Source organism: Bacillus sp. 123MFChir2 (assembly GCF_000383235.1).
Lineage (GTDB): Bacteria > Bacillota > Bacilli > Bacillales > Bacillaceae_G > Bacillus_A.
The window spans coordinates 1-17,060 of the sequence record NZ_KB910967.1; the positions used below are offsets into that span (position 1 = coordinate 1).

At 34.6% G+C, this 17,060-nt stretch carries 17 protein-coding genes and 3 pseudogenes; 8 read left to right on the top strand and 12 right to left on the bottom strand.

All coding sequences use genetic code 11. The annotated features are described in order from the left end of the window. The 3 genes from H280_RS23830 to H280_RS23835 form a co-directional block, all read right to left on the bottom strand. The coding region (locus H280_RS23830; protein ID WP_020062590.1) for a transposase at positions 1-211 on the bottom strand (211 nt) is incomplete at its 3' end. Positions 212-392: 181 nt separating this feature from the next. After that, a complete protein-coding gene (locus H280_RS0118355; RefSeq protein ID WP_020062591.1) occupies positions 393-2,606 on the bottom strand; it encodes an N-acetylmuramoyl-L-alanine amidase family protein in 2,214 nt (737 codons plus the stop codon). A gap of 871 nt (positions 2,607-3,477) precedes the next feature. After that, complete coding sequence (locus tag H280_RS23835; RefSeq protein WP_020062592.1) at positions 3,478-3,801, bottom strand: DinB/UmuC family translesion DNA polymerase; 324 nt, start codon at positions 3,799-3,801, stop codon at positions 3,478-3,480. Positions 3,802-3,943: 142 nt separating this feature from the next. Here H280_RS23835 and H280_RS24465 point away from each other — a divergent pair, with 142 nt between their 5' ends. The 3 genes from H280_RS24465 (at position 3,944) to H280_RS0118375 (ending at position 5,209) form a co-directional block, all read left to right on the top strand. Then, positions 3,944-4,342: a transposase gene (locus H280_RS24465; protein ID WP_020062593.1), complete on the top strand. Its 399-nt coding sequence runs from the start codon at positions 3,944-3,946 to the stop codon at positions 4,340-4,342. A gap of 91 nt (positions 4,343-4,433) precedes the next feature. Beyond that, positions 4,434-4,595, top strand: a complete 162-nt coding sequence (locus H280_RS26185; protein ID WP_020062594.1) for a hypothetical protein — start codon at positions 4,434-4,436, stop codon at positions 4,593-4,595. Positions 4,596-4,741: 146 nt separating this feature from the next. Further along, entirely contained in the window at positions 4,742-5,209 is a 468-nt protein-coding gene (locus H280_RS0118375; protein ID WP_020062595.1) for a VOC family protein, read from the top strand. Positions 5,210-5,341: 132 nt separating this feature from the next. On the opposite strand, the pseudogene H280_RS23845 reads toward H280_RS0118375, so the two are convergent. Continuing rightward, positions 5,342-5,677: pseudogene (locus tag H280_RS23845) on the bottom strand (hypothetical protein); the annotation flags it as partial. Between the two features lie 370 nt (positions 5,678-6,047). Between H280_RS23845 and H280_RS0118385 the strand changes: the two are divergent. After that, entirely contained in the window at positions 6,048-6,239 is a 192-nt protein-coding gene (locus tag H280_RS0118385; RefSeq protein ID WP_020062597.1) for a hypothetical protein, read from the top strand. Positions 6,240-6,345: 106 nt separating this feature from the next. Continuing rightward, positions 6,346-6,615, top strand: a complete 270-nt coding sequence (locus tag H280_RS0118390) for a hypothetical protein (RefSeq protein WP_020062598.1) — start codon at positions 6,346-6,348, stop codon at positions 6,613-6,615. 311 nt (positions 6,616-6,926) lie between these two features. Here H280_RS0118390 and H280_RS0118395 read toward each other — a convergent pair whose 3' ends face one another. Then, entirely contained in the window at positions 6,927-7,274 is a 348-nt protein-coding gene (locus H280_RS0118395) for a winged helix-turn-helix transcriptional regulator (protein WP_020062599.1), read from the bottom strand. 320 nt (positions 7,275-7,594) lie between these two features. Between H280_RS0118395 and H280_RS0118400 the strand changes: the two genes are divergently transcribed. Beyond that, the gene (locus H280_RS0118400; RefSeq protein ID WP_020062600.1) at positions 7,595-8,809 is read left to right on the top strand and encodes an MFS transporter; all 1,215 of its coding nucleotides are present in this window, start codon (positions 7,595-7,597) and stop codon (positions 8,807-8,809) included. A 14-nt stretch (positions 8,810-8,823) separates the two neighbouring features. Continuing rightward, positions 8,824-9,663 (top strand): aldo/keto reductase, encoded by an 840-nt coding sequence (locus H280_RS0118405; protein WP_020062601.1) that lies wholly within the window; start codon positions 8,824-8,826, stop codon positions 9,661-9,663. Positions 9,664-9,764: 101 nt separating this feature from the next. Here the strand turns inward: H280_RS0118405 and H280_RS0118410 are convergent, their stop codons facing one another. The 7 genes and pseudogenes from H280_RS0118410 to H280_RS27045 all read right to left on the bottom strand — a co-directional run. Continuing rightward, positions 9,765-10,253 (bottom strand): DedA family protein, encoded by a 489-nt coding sequence (locus H280_RS0118410; protein ID WP_020062602.1) that lies wholly within the window; start codon positions 10,251-10,253, stop codon positions 9,765-9,767. Next, positions 10,244-10,777, bottom strand: coding sequence for a CDP-diacylglycerol--serine O-phosphatidyltransferase (gene pssA, locus H280_RS0118415; protein WP_020062603.1), 534 nt, complete (start codon positions 10,775-10,777; stop codon positions 10,244-10,246). The genes H280_RS0118410 and pssA overlap by 10 nt, the downstream gene beginning before the upstream one ends. 72 nt (positions 10,778-10,849) lie before the next feature. Beyond that, positions 10,850-11,305, bottom strand: coding sequence for a MarR family winged helix-turn-helix transcriptional regulator (locus H280_RS0118420; protein ID WP_020062604.1), 456 nt, complete (start codon positions 11,303-11,305; stop codon positions 10,850-10,852). A 1,056-nt stretch (positions 11,306-12,361) separates the two neighbouring features. Further along, positions 12,362-13,047: pseudogene (sdaAB, locus tag H280_RS23850) on the bottom strand (L-serine ammonia-lyase, iron-sulfur-dependent subunit beta). 269 nt (positions 13,048-13,316) lie between these two features. Next, positions 13,317-14,228, bottom strand: a complete 912-nt coding sequence (locus H280_RS0118435) for a DMT family transporter (protein WP_020062607.1) — start codon at positions 14,226-14,228, stop codon at positions 13,317-13,319. Next, complete coding sequence (hemA, locus tag H280_RS0118440; protein WP_020062608.1) at positions 14,225-15,457, bottom strand: 5-aminolevulinate synthase; 1,233 nt, start codon at positions 15,455-15,457, stop codon at positions 14,225-14,227. The genes H280_RS0118435 and hemA overlap by 4 nt, the downstream gene beginning before the upstream one ends. Before the next feature lie 486 nt (positions 15,458-15,943). Continuing rightward, a pseudogene (locus H280_RS27045) lies at positions 15,944-16,114 on the bottom strand (IS6 family transposase); the annotation flags it as partial. A gap of 556 nt (positions 16,115-16,670) precedes the next feature. Between H280_RS27045 and H280_RS0118450 the strand changes: the two are divergent. Next, the gene (locus H280_RS0118450; RefSeq protein ID WP_020062610.1) at positions 16,671-17,003 is read left to right on the top strand and encodes a nitrous oxide-stimulated promoter family protein; all 333 of its coding nucleotides are present in this window, start codon (positions 16,671-16,673) and stop codon (positions 17,001-17,003) included. Positions 17,004-17,060 lie beyond the last annotated feature (57 nt).

Here is a 17,060-nt window from a genome sequence, read left to right on the forward strand (position 1 = left end):
GAGCTAGTAATTCAGCTTCTTTTGAAGAGAATGATTGGACAGCTTTAATCTCTGGTTGTTGACCATACTTCTTGACCCAGCCATGTAAAGTATTCTCATTCACACCCATTTCTCTAGCCACTTGAGCTACAGGCTTATGATTTTCATGAATATACTTTACCGCTTCAATTTTAAATGTCTCATCGTATCGTTTTCCGTTACCTCTTGCCATACAGACACACCTCGTTATAGTTGATATATTTATTATAACAATCTGTGTCTACTTTTTAGTCTAGCATCATATACCTCAAAAAACTAAAACGGATCACAACATGGAAAATAAACTCAGTCCATGTCATGACCCATTTTTATACGTATAGGTTAACTCTTCAAACTATCATCATGCTATTATTTTAGTACGGCATTTTATGTCCCCACTTGTCAAAGTGATAATCTTTACCGTCGATTTTAAACCAAGCGTCTGCATAAAGTGAACCATCTTCTCTAGCACAATACCAAAGGTATCCGTATGCAAGAGGAATAGGTCTATATCCGCCGCCAACTTGGAACCATCCTGTTTTAGCTGCCCCATTTTCATCGAAGTAATAATATTTATTATCGATAGTTTGCCAGCCCTTTTGTGCTACGCCGTTATTATCGAAATGGTATATCTTACCATCTATTTTTTCAAATCCTGCTCGGTTAGCTGATCCGTCTTCATGGAAATAATATTTTTTTCCGTCAATGTTTTTATAATCATTGAACGTATCATTGTGGCCATTTGTGAAATAGTATCTTTTACCGTCTATCATTTTCCAACCAGTATAGGAAACGCCATCTTCTAAACTATAATATGCCAGTGTTTTTTCGATTTTGTTGACCCCTGTTTTCAAAATCGAACCGTCTTTATTAAATGCTAATATTTTATTGTCAAACTTAACATTAACAATGCTGTTTATAGCTTCTCCATTTAGTTTAGAAATTCTCTCAAGCATACCTTTGTCGGAAAAGTGAAGGATGACATTTTGATCTTCTAGACGTATTTCATTTTTATTTACATTGTAATTTTGGAAGTAATAAATTTTACCATCGATGTCTCGTAGACCTTTTTCAACTTCTGCTCCTGAAGCATCAGAATAGTGTAGACCATGTTGGTCTTCCGTCCATGTTGAACGTTTTACAGAACCGTCATCGTTGAAACTGTAATACTTTCCATCAATATTGTATCCATTTGTATTGATTAATCCTACATCCGCTTTAAAGTAATACCTCTTTCCTTCAATGTCTTGCCACCCCGTCATGAAGATTCCATCAGCATCTGCAAAAAAGTACTGATCATCTCGGTTTACCCAACTGTTTTTTATCACATTCCCAGAAGAATCTTTTGCAGTCGTTGGGGCATTTTTATTTTTTTCATCATTATATTCAAATTTCACCCCATCATATTTCTGTTTCGTATTTCCTTTACCCGGATACCATTCTTTTAACCAATTGGCAATTTCATTGTTGCTTTTTCCTTGGAAACGAATTTCAGAACGCCATGCTTCCCCGGTAGTAAATCCTTTACCGTTAGCGGTCTCAATTAAACGTACTCCATTCTTGTTTATAAAATGAAATTGAAATTGACCGTTAACAAGATTTTCGATTTGGACAAGTTCTAATACTTCGTCATCACCAATAGAATCTGAATATTGAAGCGTTTGTCCGTCTTTCCCTGAAAGATATTTCGAACCGATTTTTACAAATACTTTATTGCTTCCTTTTGTAATCGGGATAATTTGATAAGGTTTACCATCGTTCAATCCGAGATTTCCCAACGAAATTTCTGTCTTTAGGATCGGATTCGTATTTGCTAATAGTTTCACTGATCGATCATGAAAATCTGCAAGAGCTTTAGAATCGCTTGTGAGATAATTCCAAAGAACATCTTTGGATACTGGCTTTGAAGTCAGTGTTGATATTTGTTTTTCCTCTTCTGATAACTCAGCAAATAGGGCATCTGTACCTCTAGCAAATGACCATTCAGAAGTAGGTGTTGGGTATCTTTTCTTATGAAATGGAATAACAAGTCTTGGGTTTTTACCAGACGTTTTTTCTACGAATGCTGTTTGACCTTGATTCATTACAACTCCGGTCTTTCCTTCGTCTAATTGTGCTTGTGTAATGTAAAGAAGATCGTGTTCTGAGACAGATTTTGCATCAGGGTTTAGATCTATAATTGTACCCGCTTCAGTAATTTTAAGCTGCTGTCCAGATCTTAATTTATGAATTTCAATTTTTCCATTTGGATAGAGTACTTTAACTGATTTAGTAAAATTTGAATCATCTGTTGTATGATGCATGGAAATATTAAATTCCCCAGATGTAAAATTAGGAGCCCTGTAAGTTATATTTTCTGCATATACATCAATGTGAGTGCCTGGTCCTGGATCCTCTGGAGATATTCCAAGTCCTTCATAAATGTCTTTTACAATACCTAATGAAGTAATAGTTACATCTAGTATCGTACCTATTCCTGCGCTAGCCTTATGTTCTGCAATAGGTGCCATAGAAAAAAGAATACCTAATGCTGCTGTTGCAGGGATGACCTTCTTTCCAATTCCAGTTGTTTTAAATTTCTTTTTCATTCCGTTCTCCTCTCTTTGTGAAAAAATTTACTTTTAAATTTATATCTCGAAGTTCATTTTAGTTTAAATATCTTTCGAATTTCTTGCATAAGTATTACAAAAGTCTTTCATAAAATTCTAAAAATAATGGTAACTGGTAACTTTTTCAATATTAAACACTATTTATTTCCTTTATTAACTAATAAATAGGAGAATTACCTATTACCACCAGGCTAAGAATGGGAAGTGATTGTGTATTTCTCTACATTCTCCATACTAACTTCTTTCCTATAATCAATTTGGTATCGTTCATCGTATATCGTTGGAAAACCTTACAAAATACAAAAATCCAAGTACAGAAAAAGTACACATAGTATTGTTAGCGTGAGGTAGAGAATAAAATAATTCTGGCATTCATCTTGGCAAAGCGTCTTTAAACTAAAGAAAGACTTTTGTAATACTTACGAAAGACTTTTGTAATATTTACGAAAGTAATTTGAAAGACATTTAAAGTAAGATAAGTTTATCCCTAATATACATTCAGGAAACTTTATATTTTGTTTTTCTAATTCGATAAGAATGTCATTTGATATGAAATTATTTCTTGAATTTTAAGCAAGTTATGAGTTCCAAAGTACATTTGGTATAAGTAGCGCACTAAGTGAAGAATCAATCGTTCAGATATGTTAGAAAAATAAAATTGATCAAACAGAGCTCCCCCAAAGCTTCTTTGAAATAAACAAAACCCACAGAAAACATTCTTGTTTTCTGTGGGTTTTGTTGTGTTTATGTTTTTTTACTTGAACAAGTAAGATTTATTGCAGTAAAAATGCTTAACATATTAGTCATATCAAATATGTTGGAGTTCTTTATTTTTAAGAATTTTTTTCAATTAGGTCTTGATAAAGAACGGCTGCCACTTCACCATTCCTCGGCCTTTTATTTTTGGTACTCCTACATTTCCGATCAGTGTGTTTCTATATCTTCCAGTAGCGGTAGGGGAGTAGGATACTGTTTTTGCGAGGATGATTTCCCGTTCTCTTGCCTGTATGTCATCAAAAGGGCTGATTTGTTCTTCGCCTTCGTTTACTAAATTCGTTAGCGCGATACTGACTGTGCGAATCGGTTCGCCTGTATGTAATTGTTTTAAAAGTCTTAAACAAACACGATAAACGCGGACGATTTGCGTATTTTGAACACCGGGTGGTTGATTCACTTTATAATTTTATCATTGCCACAGATGTCACCGCTGCGAATGTTCCAGGACATCGTAAGTTGATTGAACAAATAGAATGGTTAAAACAATTATTCGGAAAGTATGCGGGAGAAATTGCCCTTGATTCAGGCTACTACGCAGGTTGTTTCAACGTAAATTCTTTGTGTACATATCTTATCGCCGATTTGCGACAAAGGATCATCCGAATTGTCGCCGTCATCACTTTAAACAAGTGAATGAGGATCTCTATGCCTGTCCTTGTGGTGTACCATTTTATTATAAAACAACAAATCGTCAGGGATATCATGAATTCAAACCACCTAAAGGAAGCTGCCAATTCTGTTCATTTGCGAAAAAAGAAAATGAAGACCGTGTGTTACGAATCTCAATTCATCAAGACATTTCCGATCAATTAAGAGAACAGCGTTTGTCGATGAGAGGGGAAATTCTCCGTTCTGTTCGGCCATCTACGGTGGAACTAAGTTTCGCACATAGTAAAGAGCTCCACGGTTTGCGCGATACCGTAGAGCGCAAAAGGTAAAAATACAAGTTTTGATGAACAGGCGGTGAATTTTTACTGGGTATTTGCATGCATTTTAATTGTAAGCTAGGGAAAGGAGAACGATGGTACAGTGATATATCAATATGAAATTGATTTTTTTGTCATGTATAGTGACAAGGTAACAACTGTACAATCTGCAACAATTCCACCACATTTTTTAGAATTTGCAAAAGAAAAGTTAAAAACAGAAGTAAAACGAAGAATAGGTAATTGTGAATTTTTGACTTGTTAGTTTGATAGCGATACGGCGGGCATGTATGGCGCCCCTATTACACTACCTCTAAAGATGTATAGAATTTTAATACTTTTAGTGGACTTAATATTGTTCCCGCACTGATATATTTAATATTAGAGTACAGAAAGTAGGGGGGAAACTATATGATTAAGGGATTGTATGAAGCACACTTGCCAGTTAGTAATTTGCAAAATTCAATTGAATTTTACCGGAAATTAGGATTGAACCTTGCTTGGTGTGATGAAGACACTGCTTTCTTTTGGATTGAAAAAGGGAAAAGTTGGCTAGGTTTATGGGAAGGAAATGAGTATGAAACTCGATACCATCCTTCTTTACGACATATTGCTTTTCGTGTTTCATATGAAGATTTAAAAGAATCTTTAAAGTGGCTAGATTCTATTCAAGTTGAAGCTACCCCATTTGGTAATGGAAAATCTATTGATCCATTTATTCGACCACATCAAGGGAATGCTTCAGTATACTTCAATGATCCAGATGGTAACAGTTTAGAATTAATCTGTTATGTTGAAGCTCCTGATGAATTAAAACATATTACAGATAAGTTGTCCTTCATAAATTGGGAGGAACTAGTTAATAATACATTTAAATGAGAGATTATGAGATGAGCTTATTTCACTAAACGGGGTCATAACATATCACTATCAAGCTAATATTTTGGATTATCCCCAAAAAGAAAAAGCACCCTATATAGAGCGCTTTACTAATAAGTATTTTCAAGTTTATTATTGTTCGCTTTTTGCCTTCATTTGTTTTTCATACACATATTTAGCTGTAGAAAAATCGTTAGGAAAATCACGTAATGCGTTGTTCATTATGTTTAATTCTTCCTGTGATTTGATTTCAATACTATTTAAATCATCAAACGCTTTCGATTGTTTTTTTGCAACATAATTTTGTGTTGAGTAATCATCTTTGAAATCTTGTTTTGCTTTTTCCTTAACTTTATCCATAGCAGAATTTTTATCAATCTTTTTCATAGGATTTTCAAAAGCAGCTGTAGTTTGTTTCTGTTCCTGCTTCGGCTCTTCTTTCTTCGGTTGTTCTTTCTGAACTGGTTGAGCAAGCCCTTTCCTTATATCAAGAAGGAAAAACCTCCCCGAAACGATTAAGAAACCTTCTTGCACTTTTAAATTGTGCACCGAAAGATTTTGGCATTTTTATGCCGGACGACCTTCCAACTGAAGAAGAGATTGAGAATCTTAACCAAAATTCGTAAAGCATGGATGTTAGAATTTTAAGTTGTAATTATATATAAGAGCATGCAGAATTTTATAATATCGGAGCGTAAGAGAATCCCTTGGTATAAAAGGATTCCTGACGACATCCAACTTTTTTATGTTAACCGAGAATGAATAGAATATTGATCCGAATTTGCACAATACATCTTTTTATAAGAATGATACAATGAATAAAAGAGGTGAATAAATTATGGCAAAAAAAACAAGTTGGTCTTACATTGTCGGTTTAACATGGCTGGCAACCATTACATTACTTTGGGCAAACTTTGCTTATTTGATTCCAAATAAAGTTGTCTCTCTAAGTGTTTCTATCATTATGATTGTCATTGCAACAGGAGCCAGCCTGACAGGACTTTACCGACTTAAAAAGAAAAAATATTGAGAACAGATTGTGCCTCTCTCCAAATAGGGAGAGGTTTGCTGTGTATTTAATAAATTGGTAAAACAAATAGAATCTGTTGCTAAATGCTTTTGAAGGAGGTTCATACATGAGCGACGTAATTGGTGATGTAATGGGAGGACTCATCATGTCTATTCCATCAAAGAAAGAAAAAATAGTTCGCCAAAATTTAAAATTACTGAGAAAAGAAGCGTGGTTTAAAGAAATTGAACAAAGATACGGCAGATTGATGGTATTTAACCATTCAATTAGAGAATTTGTAGGAAAAGAGAATCTTGAAATAATCTTAAAAGATGTTGAAGAAGCTAATAAGTTTCAAAATAAATTAGAGGCACTCCTAAATCAAGAAAAGATATGACTGGAATAACTATGAAGGTTTAAATAACGAGAATCATGTAAATGAGCTGTCCATATGGGCAACTCATTATTTTTCTTGCTTAGCTTAGTTTTTTTCCAAAATGTTGGCGGTACCGTATCACTATCAAGCTAATATTTTGGATTATCCCTAAAATGAAAATTTTATCTGTCCATAGTTGTCTACGAAAATTTAGTTCGTTTTTTCATTTTAGGGAACAAAGGATTTCTTATATATTCACACACATAATCTAGCAGTGCCAAGATGTGAAGGCATATAAAATATTCTGCCCGGTATGAAAATATATCCCTTTTCTATTCTTCGTCTGCTGTAATAAGCATATCCGTGTTCCCATTCTTCTCAAGATGACATTCGCCCCAAGTACAGAGAGAATCTAGTATGGAATCTAAAGATGAACCGTAATCCGTTAATGAATATTCTACTTTCGGTGGTACTTGGTTATATACTTTTCTTTGGATGACACCGTCTGCTTCTAGTTCGCGTAATTGTTGGGTTAACATTTTTTGTGTAATACCAGGCATTAAACGTTTTAACTCGCTCGTTCTCTTTTTGCCTTTCTTTAAATGACAAAGGATAACAACTTTCCATTTTCCACCGATAACCTCTAAAGTTGCCTCCACAGGAATATTGTATTTCTTCATATGAAAATCTCCTTTGATGAATTTATCGCTAAATAAGCTAAAGGTTACTTTTAAGTACCTATAGCACTTTTAAGTACGTACTTTTTATTAGGTTGAATATGTTTCATAATAACATACGTAAGAGGTAAACGAGTAGTACGGTACCAAAAGGTTCCTATGTTACTTTTTGGTATCTATATTACTTAAAAGTGCGTTCTTCAGAAAAAGGATGAAATCATTCATAATAGCATTTATAGGAAATAATATATTGTTTCAGAAGATAAAAGGGCCTTTTTATCATACTATTATGATTGGATTTCTTGTATTAAGGAGGGGTTCAATTGCATTCATATACAGTATCTTCTTCGGGCGTTCAAACAAATAGAAGAAGTGTGTTTGCGTTATTAGCATTAGCAATTAGTGCATTCGGAATTGGGACAACTGAATTTATTAGTGTCGGTTTGTTACCATCGATTTCGGAAGATTTACATGTTTCGGTTACAACAGCTGGTTTAACCGTTTCTTTATATGCGTTAGGGGTAGCTTTTGGAGCGCCTGTTTTAACGTCGTTAACAGCTAGTATGTCGCGAAAGACATTGTTAATGTGGATTATGATTGTTTTTATTGTCGGGAATGGAATTGCGTCGGTCGCAACAAGTTTTGCTGTATTACTTATCGCGAGGGTTGTATCTGCGTTTGCGCATGGCGTTTTTATGTCGATAGGATCGACAATTGCAGCTGCACTCGTACCAGAGAATAAACGTGCTAGTGCGATTGCATTCATGTTTACCGGTTTAACGGTTGCGACTATTACAGGTGTACCAATTGGAACATTTATTGGTCAACAGTTTGGATGGAGAGCATCGTTTATGGTGATTGTGGTAATTGGAATCGTTGCCTTCATCGCAAACAGTATGTTAATTCCTTCTAATTTTAAAAAAGGTACGTCTGTATCATTTCGTGATCAATTTAAACTGATCACAAATGGAAGGCTATTACTTGTTTTCATCATTACTGCATTAGGATATGGGGGGACATTCGTAACATTTACGTATTTATCTCCGTTATTACAAGAGGTAACAGGATTTAAAGAAAGTACCGTTACAATCATTTTGTTAGTCTATGGAATTGCGATTGCGATTGGAAATATGATTGGCGGGAAGCTATCCAATCATAATCCAATTCGTGCATTATTTTATATGTTTTTCATTCAAGCAATTGTCTTATTCGTACTGACATTTACAGCGCCATTTCAAGTAGCAGGGCTTATTACGATTATTCTCATGGGTCTATTCGCATTTATGAATGTTCCGGGGTTACAAGTGTATGTCGTTATATTGGCTGAACGATTTGTACCGAGCGCTGTCGATGTTGCTTCAGCAATTAATATTGCAGCGTTTAACGCAGGAATTACTCTTGGGGCTTATTTAGGTGGTATTGTAACGAACTCGTTAGGGCTCATTCATACAGCTTGGGTAGGCGGCATTATGGTAGGAGGCGCTGTTATTTTAACAGCTTGGAGTATGAAGTTAGAAGAAAGAGATCAAGTTAAATAAAGGAGAAACGTATAATGAAAAATTTACAAAGTAAAACAGTATTGCATAATGGTGTAGAAATGCCTTGGTTCGGTTTAGGCGTATTTAAAGTAGAAGATGGGCCAGAACTTGTAGAGGCTGTAAAGGTAGCGATTAAAGAAGGATACCGTAGTATCGATACAGCTGCGATTTATGGAAATGAAAAAGCAGTGGGGGAAGGCATCCGTGCAGGTATAAAAGAAGCTGGTATTTCAAGAGAAGATTTATTTATCACTTCAAAAGTGTGGAACGCAGATCAAGGATATGAAACAACAATCGCTGCATATGAAGAGAGTTTAAAAAAATTAGAACTAGATTATTTAGATTTATATCTCGTTCACTGGCCTGTAGAAGGAAAATATAAAGATACGTGGAGAGCGTTAGAAACACTTTACAAAAATGATCGTGTGCGTGCGATTGGCGTAAGTAATTTTCAAATCCATCACTTGCAAGATGTAATGAAAGATGCAGAAATGAAACCGATGATTAACCAAGTGGAATATCACCCACGTTTAACACAAAAAGAACTACAAGCTTTCTGTAAAGAGCAAGGTATTCAAATGGAAGCATGGTCACCGCTTATGCAAGGTCAATTATTAGATAACGAAACATTACAAGAAATAGCCGATAAATATGGTAAAACAACAGCGCAAATTATTTTGCGTTGGGATTTACAAAATGAAGTTGTAACAATTCCAAAATCAACGAAAGAACACCGTATTATTGCAAATGCTGATATATTTAATTTTGAACTAACAAAAGAAGATATGGAAAAAATCGATGCATTAAACGAAAATCACCGCGTTGGTCCAGATCCTGATAACTTCGATTTCTAATGGAAAATAGTAAAAAGAGTGCAGTTTTTGCACTCTTTTTTTGTGCAGAAAAATATGTTCTAATTACATACGGAGTACTGCACACACCGGTATCAAGTTTCTTATTCATGAATAATTCCGATAGCCCTGCCGATCGTAATAAAAGTGAAACACCATAGAAATGCGCCGATAGCAGCGAATAACATATAAGTTTTCAGCTTCATTTTGCTAATCCCAGAAAGGTAACAGGTTATATGTCTGACGCCGGGAATGAAATACCCAAAAATAAGAGAATAGGGTCCATATTTCTCCATCCATTTTTCAACTTTAATTATTCTCTTTTCCTTCAAACCGATCCATTTTCCATATTTCTCAATAACAGGACGACCTGCCTTTTTGCCGATCATGTAACTGATCAGCATACCCGATAGCGCTCCTACAAAACTGACTAAAATGGCAAGCTCGTAATTTAGGACATGAATATTCGTAAAGTAACCTACGACTGTCATCATGACTTCATCAGGGATTGGTAATCCGATAATTCCAAAAACAAGCATGAAAAAAATAGCGAGGTAACCATAGTCTGTTATAACTTGCTGTACTAATTCCATCTTTCAGACTCCAATTTTTCTGACATATGTTTTTTAAAATGGGGAAATTTGATATTGCTCACCATTAAATAAGACAGTACGCATGTGCCAAGGGCTAGGAGAATTGGCTTATTCAAAAAGCATAAAATGACGAGACACATAGCCGCAAATGGAATTGGCATTCCGATAAACGCCGGGAGCTTGCTTTGTTGCACATTAAATCTAGCGAGTCGAAGCATTCCACAAATACTGTAAGCCAGTGCACATAGTATCCCGATAACCTGCAAATCATTTAAAGCGACACTATATGCAAGGATAGACGGAGCTACACCAAAGGTAACTAAATCCGCAAATGAGTCTAATTCTCTACCTATCTCTGAAACAGAATCAAGTTTCCGAGCAACCATGCCATCAAAAAGATCAAATAACATACCTGTCATAATAAAAATTACTCCAAAATGAAAATCGTGAACGAAAACTGAGTAAATAGCCAGAAGTCCACAGGTGAAATTTGCTATTGTAATCATATTTGGTATATAACTCATAATATGCTTTTCCCACTTTCAACGAACTAAGTTATGTTTCAAAAAAGTTAATGAACATATGTAACTGTATTCCTATTTGGGCTCAATGTTCTTCTTTTTTTCTTCCCGTATAATTTGATTTATTTTAAGTAAGGTATTAGTCATTTGCTGCAAGGCTTCGATATCAATTTTAGAGAAGTATTTCTCAATCAGTAAATCATCTAGCTGAGACCACCGTTCTATATAATTGCTACCATTAGGACCAAGTGTAAGGAAATACTCACGTTTATTGTTAGGATTGACTTGTTTCGAAATCATATTATGCTTTTCCAATTTAGATAAAACTTGGCTGACAGCACTTTTGGAGATATTAAAGGTGGTCGCAATGTTGTTTGCTGTAGTGTTTTGATTTGAATTAATATAGAAGATCATGCTCTCTTGCTGTCCTGTAAGACCAAACTCATCCTTTAACTCATGAGATAGTAAAATGTAGAATTCATTGTAGGCTCGGTTCATTTCGTTAATTACTTCTTTATAAGACCTAGTCATAGTATTCTGCCTCCAATCTTTCTGTTGTTGCATTGTACGCTATTTTTTCGTTTCAATACATAGTTTAGTTTAGTTAACTTAACTATATTATAGCTTTATGTTAGTGTAAAGGAAAACATATCTCAATCCTTTAATTACAAACTCTTTTTCGTAACACATAAAAAGTTCCAATATCACAGCTGTATTTGCAAGAATCTCTTGAAATTCATAAGGTACACCTTTTATTTGAAACAATTGGTGATTCATATAGTTCCTTTTATTTGAATGTTAGAATTTTGTAACGTTTCTGCAATCATTTTGAAAGATTTTTAAGTTAAGATAACTATAGATGAACGCACTCATGTTGTCTTTAGCATGTCGTGAGCAAACTACAAGGGGCGATATGGCATGCCCATCAAGTTAGGATTTTGAAGCTCTTTAAATCCCTAGTCGAAAAGTTTTGTATAGAAGTTCATCTTATTTTTGATTTGGGAGAGCAATGGAAACTTAATTAGATGGTAACGAAGAACACTAACAAATCGTAGGAAATATATACTAAGGGATGTAAATGATTTTAAGGAAATACGTAATTAAGATTTTGTTTAGGATATTTTTTTATAGCATACTAGGGAAAATATGAGATAAAAATCACCATGAACCTTTGTTTTTCGCAAAAAAATTCTTAATGAATAAAAAATCATTTTTTCCACTTCCAAGCCAGTCCCTAGTGTATGTTTTTTACGAGATGTTAGTGGCACATATAACCGAACAGATAGAGGATTTAAGGATACATTTAAATAACTAAAGAATAAGAGATTATGCACAAAATAAGAGCTGAAAGGTTCTTTTTTTATGCATATTTTTTGGTGCAGTTCAAAATTTCGTTATAGTGGGTGTCTCAACATAATAAAAGAAAGAGCATATTTTGAAACATGCTCTTTCACTAAATAACAAACGTAAAAAGTACTTTAGAATTATTCCTCAGGATATCGCTCTTTTACAAGTTCTTCGAGGTTATTACTTTTTTGATTTCTTCTGATGATAACCAGGCACTATATATTGTTCCATTCTTGTTGGTTAAACATATGGTAAATTCTTTATTATGTAGTTCCTCTTTAAGGCTAGTGTTTGATAAATCTTTGGTAATCCTTTAATTTCCTCAATTACTTCATGATTTAATAGTTCCTCAGTTTCAATCACCAATAGAGATATTTTTCCTTTTACGATACACGTATCATATTAATATTAATTTTACGTCTTGCTAATATAGAAGCTACAGACGAAATTGTACCAAAATGATCATTGTTCATAATAAGAAGAGCTGATCTTGTTTCATTTAACTTCAAATCAAAACCGTTAATCTCAATAATTTTGATTTTCCCCCAACCAATCGAACAAGCAATCATCTCAATTTTATCTTCACCTTTGTATAAAGTAATCTTTACTGTATTGGGATAAAACGGTTTTGCAATCTCTTCTATACAATTAACTGTAATTCCTCTCTCTGTTGCAATTGTAAGGGCATTAGAGAATAGTGAGTCCTCCATTTCAAATCCTAAAATACCACCAACAATTGCTACGTCGGCTCCAACAGTGCAATTCATTTTTTTGAATGCTCCATATAAAGAAATTTTAATTTTTTCTGGGTCTTTTAAAAATAGATGACGAACAATATGTCCTATCTTTGTTGTTTCTACTCCATAAGCACTAGGTGTTCCAATAGTAATAGGACCAATAATATCAAATACTGATTTATATTTCATAACTGAAAGGTAATGAAAATACGGATTATAATAAGCGATCCATCCTTTTATTAAGATATCTATTCAATATAAAGAGTTTTTTGATATTTTTAACAATAATTTTTAATAAAAAGATGTATTGATTTATTTGTCATTATTGAAGGTGAACGATCATGTTTATTTAAAAAATCAGTAAATAGAGAATGTAATTTGTTAGGTAGTTATGCCTTATTTACAATTACACTAGAAATCCTGTAGAATATTTTATAAATAAAGCCCATGGGAATTTTTTAATTCCCTGGGCTTTCATTTTTCGTAACATTCCGAGTCCTGTATGGTAAGCGAAATCCTAGTGCAATTGCTGCTCCAATGCAACTAAATAAACATCCGAACAGTAAATAGAGAGTAGGTGTAGAATCTCCAATCGCAACAGAGGCAACCCCACCTATTGCCGGAAAGAGTGCCACCATATAACTACTAACTGATGCACCGATTCGTTCTACTAGCTTGAGGTAGAACATCCATGCCCCAAAGGAAGCAAATACAGTTAAAAATGCCAAAGCTCCAAGATAGGAAACGGACGTTGGTAGTGTAAAGTTCTGTTCCTGAAAGGTACAAACAGCAAGTAAAAGTATCGAAGCCACAACAAAGCCAACACTATTCGAATAAACCGCATTAATACCACGTCGTGCATTTTGGGCGGAAGCTGCATCACCAATAGCTGTAAGTATAGTTCCAATCAATGCAAGGCCTATTCCTTTTAAATCACTTGTACTAGAGCCCTTTATTAGTAATGGATAAACCAATATAGAAACACCCGTAATACCGACTATTCCCCCTATTAGAATTCGGGGATGAAGACGCTCACCTAGAAATATACGAAGTGCAATCGGTGTCAGAACTGTCTTCAGTGAAAACAGCAGCGTTACTAGTGCGGCAGAAATCCAAATTGTCGCGTAGTATAAACACAAGTAGCTTAGAGCTAAGTTACATACCCCAAAAGTAACAAGGGGGAAAACATCTTTACGAGAAGGCCTACCATTAGGACGTACCACGCACATGAGGACAATAAACATTAGTGCAGCCCCCATCAAGCGATAGGTCAATGACAATTCAAGACTTACAGGTGTACCTTGTATTTTTACTACAATAAAGTTTAATCCCCAAACTATTAAGCAGAAGATATACATAAAAGCTGTCATACATGTATCACGTCGTTCTCCTGTGCGAAAGGAATATCGAAATAATTAAAAACTTCTGTTAATGCAACAGCCAGTTGCGTTATCTGTTCCTCAGTATGATTCGGTGTAACGTTAACCCGGAAGCGTTCTGTGCCGACAGGAACCGTTGGTGAATTAATAGGTTGCAGATAGACGTGATGTTGTTCAAGGAGACGTTGGGCAGCAGCTTTACATTTTTTTGCATCACCAATCAGTACAGGGAGAATATGCGTTTCACTTGAGTCCATTATCGGAATATTTGCTTGAGCAAGTGCCTCTCTTAACATGCTAGTTTTTTGGTGTAGAGCATTCCGCTCGTTATCTGAAGATTTTAAGTGCTCAACGCTAGCATGACAGGCCGCAACAACAGCTGGTGGTAAAGATGTTGTAAAAATAAAACCGGACGCAAAAGAACGAACAGCGTCAATTAGTAGTGATGAAGCTGCAATGTATCCCCCGATTACTCCAATACCTTTTGCCATTGTTCCTTGAATAAAGTCCAATCGATCCACAAGACCTAGTTCAGCAGCTATTCCTGCTCCGCGAGGACCGTACATACCGATTGCATGTACTTCATCAAGAAATGTTAAAGCGTTATATTTATCTGCAAGATCCGCAATTTTCTGAATCGGTGAAATATCGCCATCCATTGAGTATACTGATTCAAACACAATAATTTTTGCTCGATCATGTGGTTGAGCTGCAAGTAACTCTTCCAAATGGTTAACGTCATTATGTCTAAATATCGCTCGTTCGACTTGAGTGCTACGTATACCATTAATAATTGAAGCGTGATTTCGTTCGTCAGAAAATACTATGCAATTTGGAAATAGACGAAGTAAACATTGTAATGTTGCATCATTCGAGCCATATCCTGTAGGAAAAACTAATGCGGCTTCTTTACCATGCCATTCCGCAAGTGAAGATTCAAGTGCAGCGTAATGATAATGTGTACCACCTATATTTCGAGATCCGCCTGAACCAGCACCAAATGCTCGAATTGCATCATGCATTGCTTCGGTAACTACTGGGTGCTGAGACATTCCTAGATAGTCATTGCTGCACCAAACGACAACTGGTTGCCCATCTTTCTGGCCATTCAATTGTGCTAAAGGATATTGGCCACGCATCCGATTAATTGTAACAAATTCTCGATATTGTCCGCTTTCTTTCAAAGATTCGAGCTTATTTTCAATAATTTTTGCATACATGACTTTTCCTCCAATTATAGTTATAGTTTACAGTTCATCCAGTTTAATATTTTTTCATAAAAATTAAGGAAAACTCTTAAATAATTGTTTTTTATTATATCGAGAAAATATAATAAAACTAAACAAAAAACAAAATTATGCATATTTTTATAATTTTGTTTTTTAAAAATTCAAATTTCTTTAAGTCGATATAATTAATTCTAAATAAATAATAACAATTTTTTGAAATTAAAACCATATTTTAGAATTTTATCAACAAAAAACAGATAATTATTATTAAAAAATGGTCATATTAAGCTAAATATTATAAGTAAAGACTAGTTTCCTCTAAAAGAATCATTGTAATGATTTGCGAAATCCATATAAAACAATACCTTTAGAACAAAATATAAATATAATTTTCTTATTTTTTATCAATATAACTTTTTAGAATTCTGTTGCAAAGTTGATTAAAATCAAATTAGATAAGCGATTTGAGAATACTTATTATGCAACTATAAATAAATCTCTTAATTCATTGCACATCGAAAAACAGGAGTCTAGTTTATGACTTCTGTTTTATTTGTATAAGGCATGGTCGGTTGCGATCCCTTTCAAGGTACATGAAGCATGACGAATACTTTGAAATCCTGCGAATTTGGCAAAATGCCTTTTTAGGGGGAGCACGCCATCGCTATCAAGTAAGATTTTGCATTATCCATAAAGCAAAAAAGACGTTATCCTTTCTAATCTAGCTTGTTTAGAAAGAATAACGTTTTTTTATACTTGGGGGTAGTGGATATTTTTAAGTTGATGGGCATGGGATAGCACCAACAAAACGCGGATTCCGTACACTAAGGCTGAATTACTTGATATAACAGTAAGCGTCAAACTGTCCCCACCTACCAATAGAATCAGTTCCATGTCAAAATCTCCTTATGTACAAGACGGAAAGGAGATTTTGACATGGCTAAAATAGATCAATCAATAGCGTGGAAGAATTGAGTGGACGCTTGTCGTTCCAGTGGTTTAAGCATCCGAAGCTCGTAAGAAAAAGAAAGGTGTTTATTTAAGTCTTAATGCGTTCGCTTTTACTGTTGGTTATGATTGGTAGGGACATTCTCCATTAATTATTCGTAGGAAAGAGATGAAAATTAGAAAAACTGTCAATGAAAATTCATGTAAACCCTCTAAAAAGGTCTTACAATCAAAGCAGAGAGGGAGGGCACTAGCCATGAATCGAATTGAACGTGAAGAGAAAACAATTAGTATTATGATTGATATGTATTGTAAAAACGAACATGAACAAGATATTATATGTGAAGAATGTCAGAAGTTAAAAGAGTATGCTTATTTTCGTTTATCAAAATGTCCATTTCAAGAGAAGAAGCCAGCATGTCAAAATTGCAAAATTCATTGTTATAAACCAGATATGAAAGATTTCGTTAAGGATGTTATGAAGAAGAGCGGACCGAAAATGATTTTTAAACATCCATATTTCGCGGTCATGCATGTTGTTGACACAATGAAGAAGGCTCCTGACTTACCGAAAAGAAAAAAGAGATAAAAGAAAACGGGTTGTCTAACAAGCACGTTTTTGCTTTTATTAACGTAAACGACAATA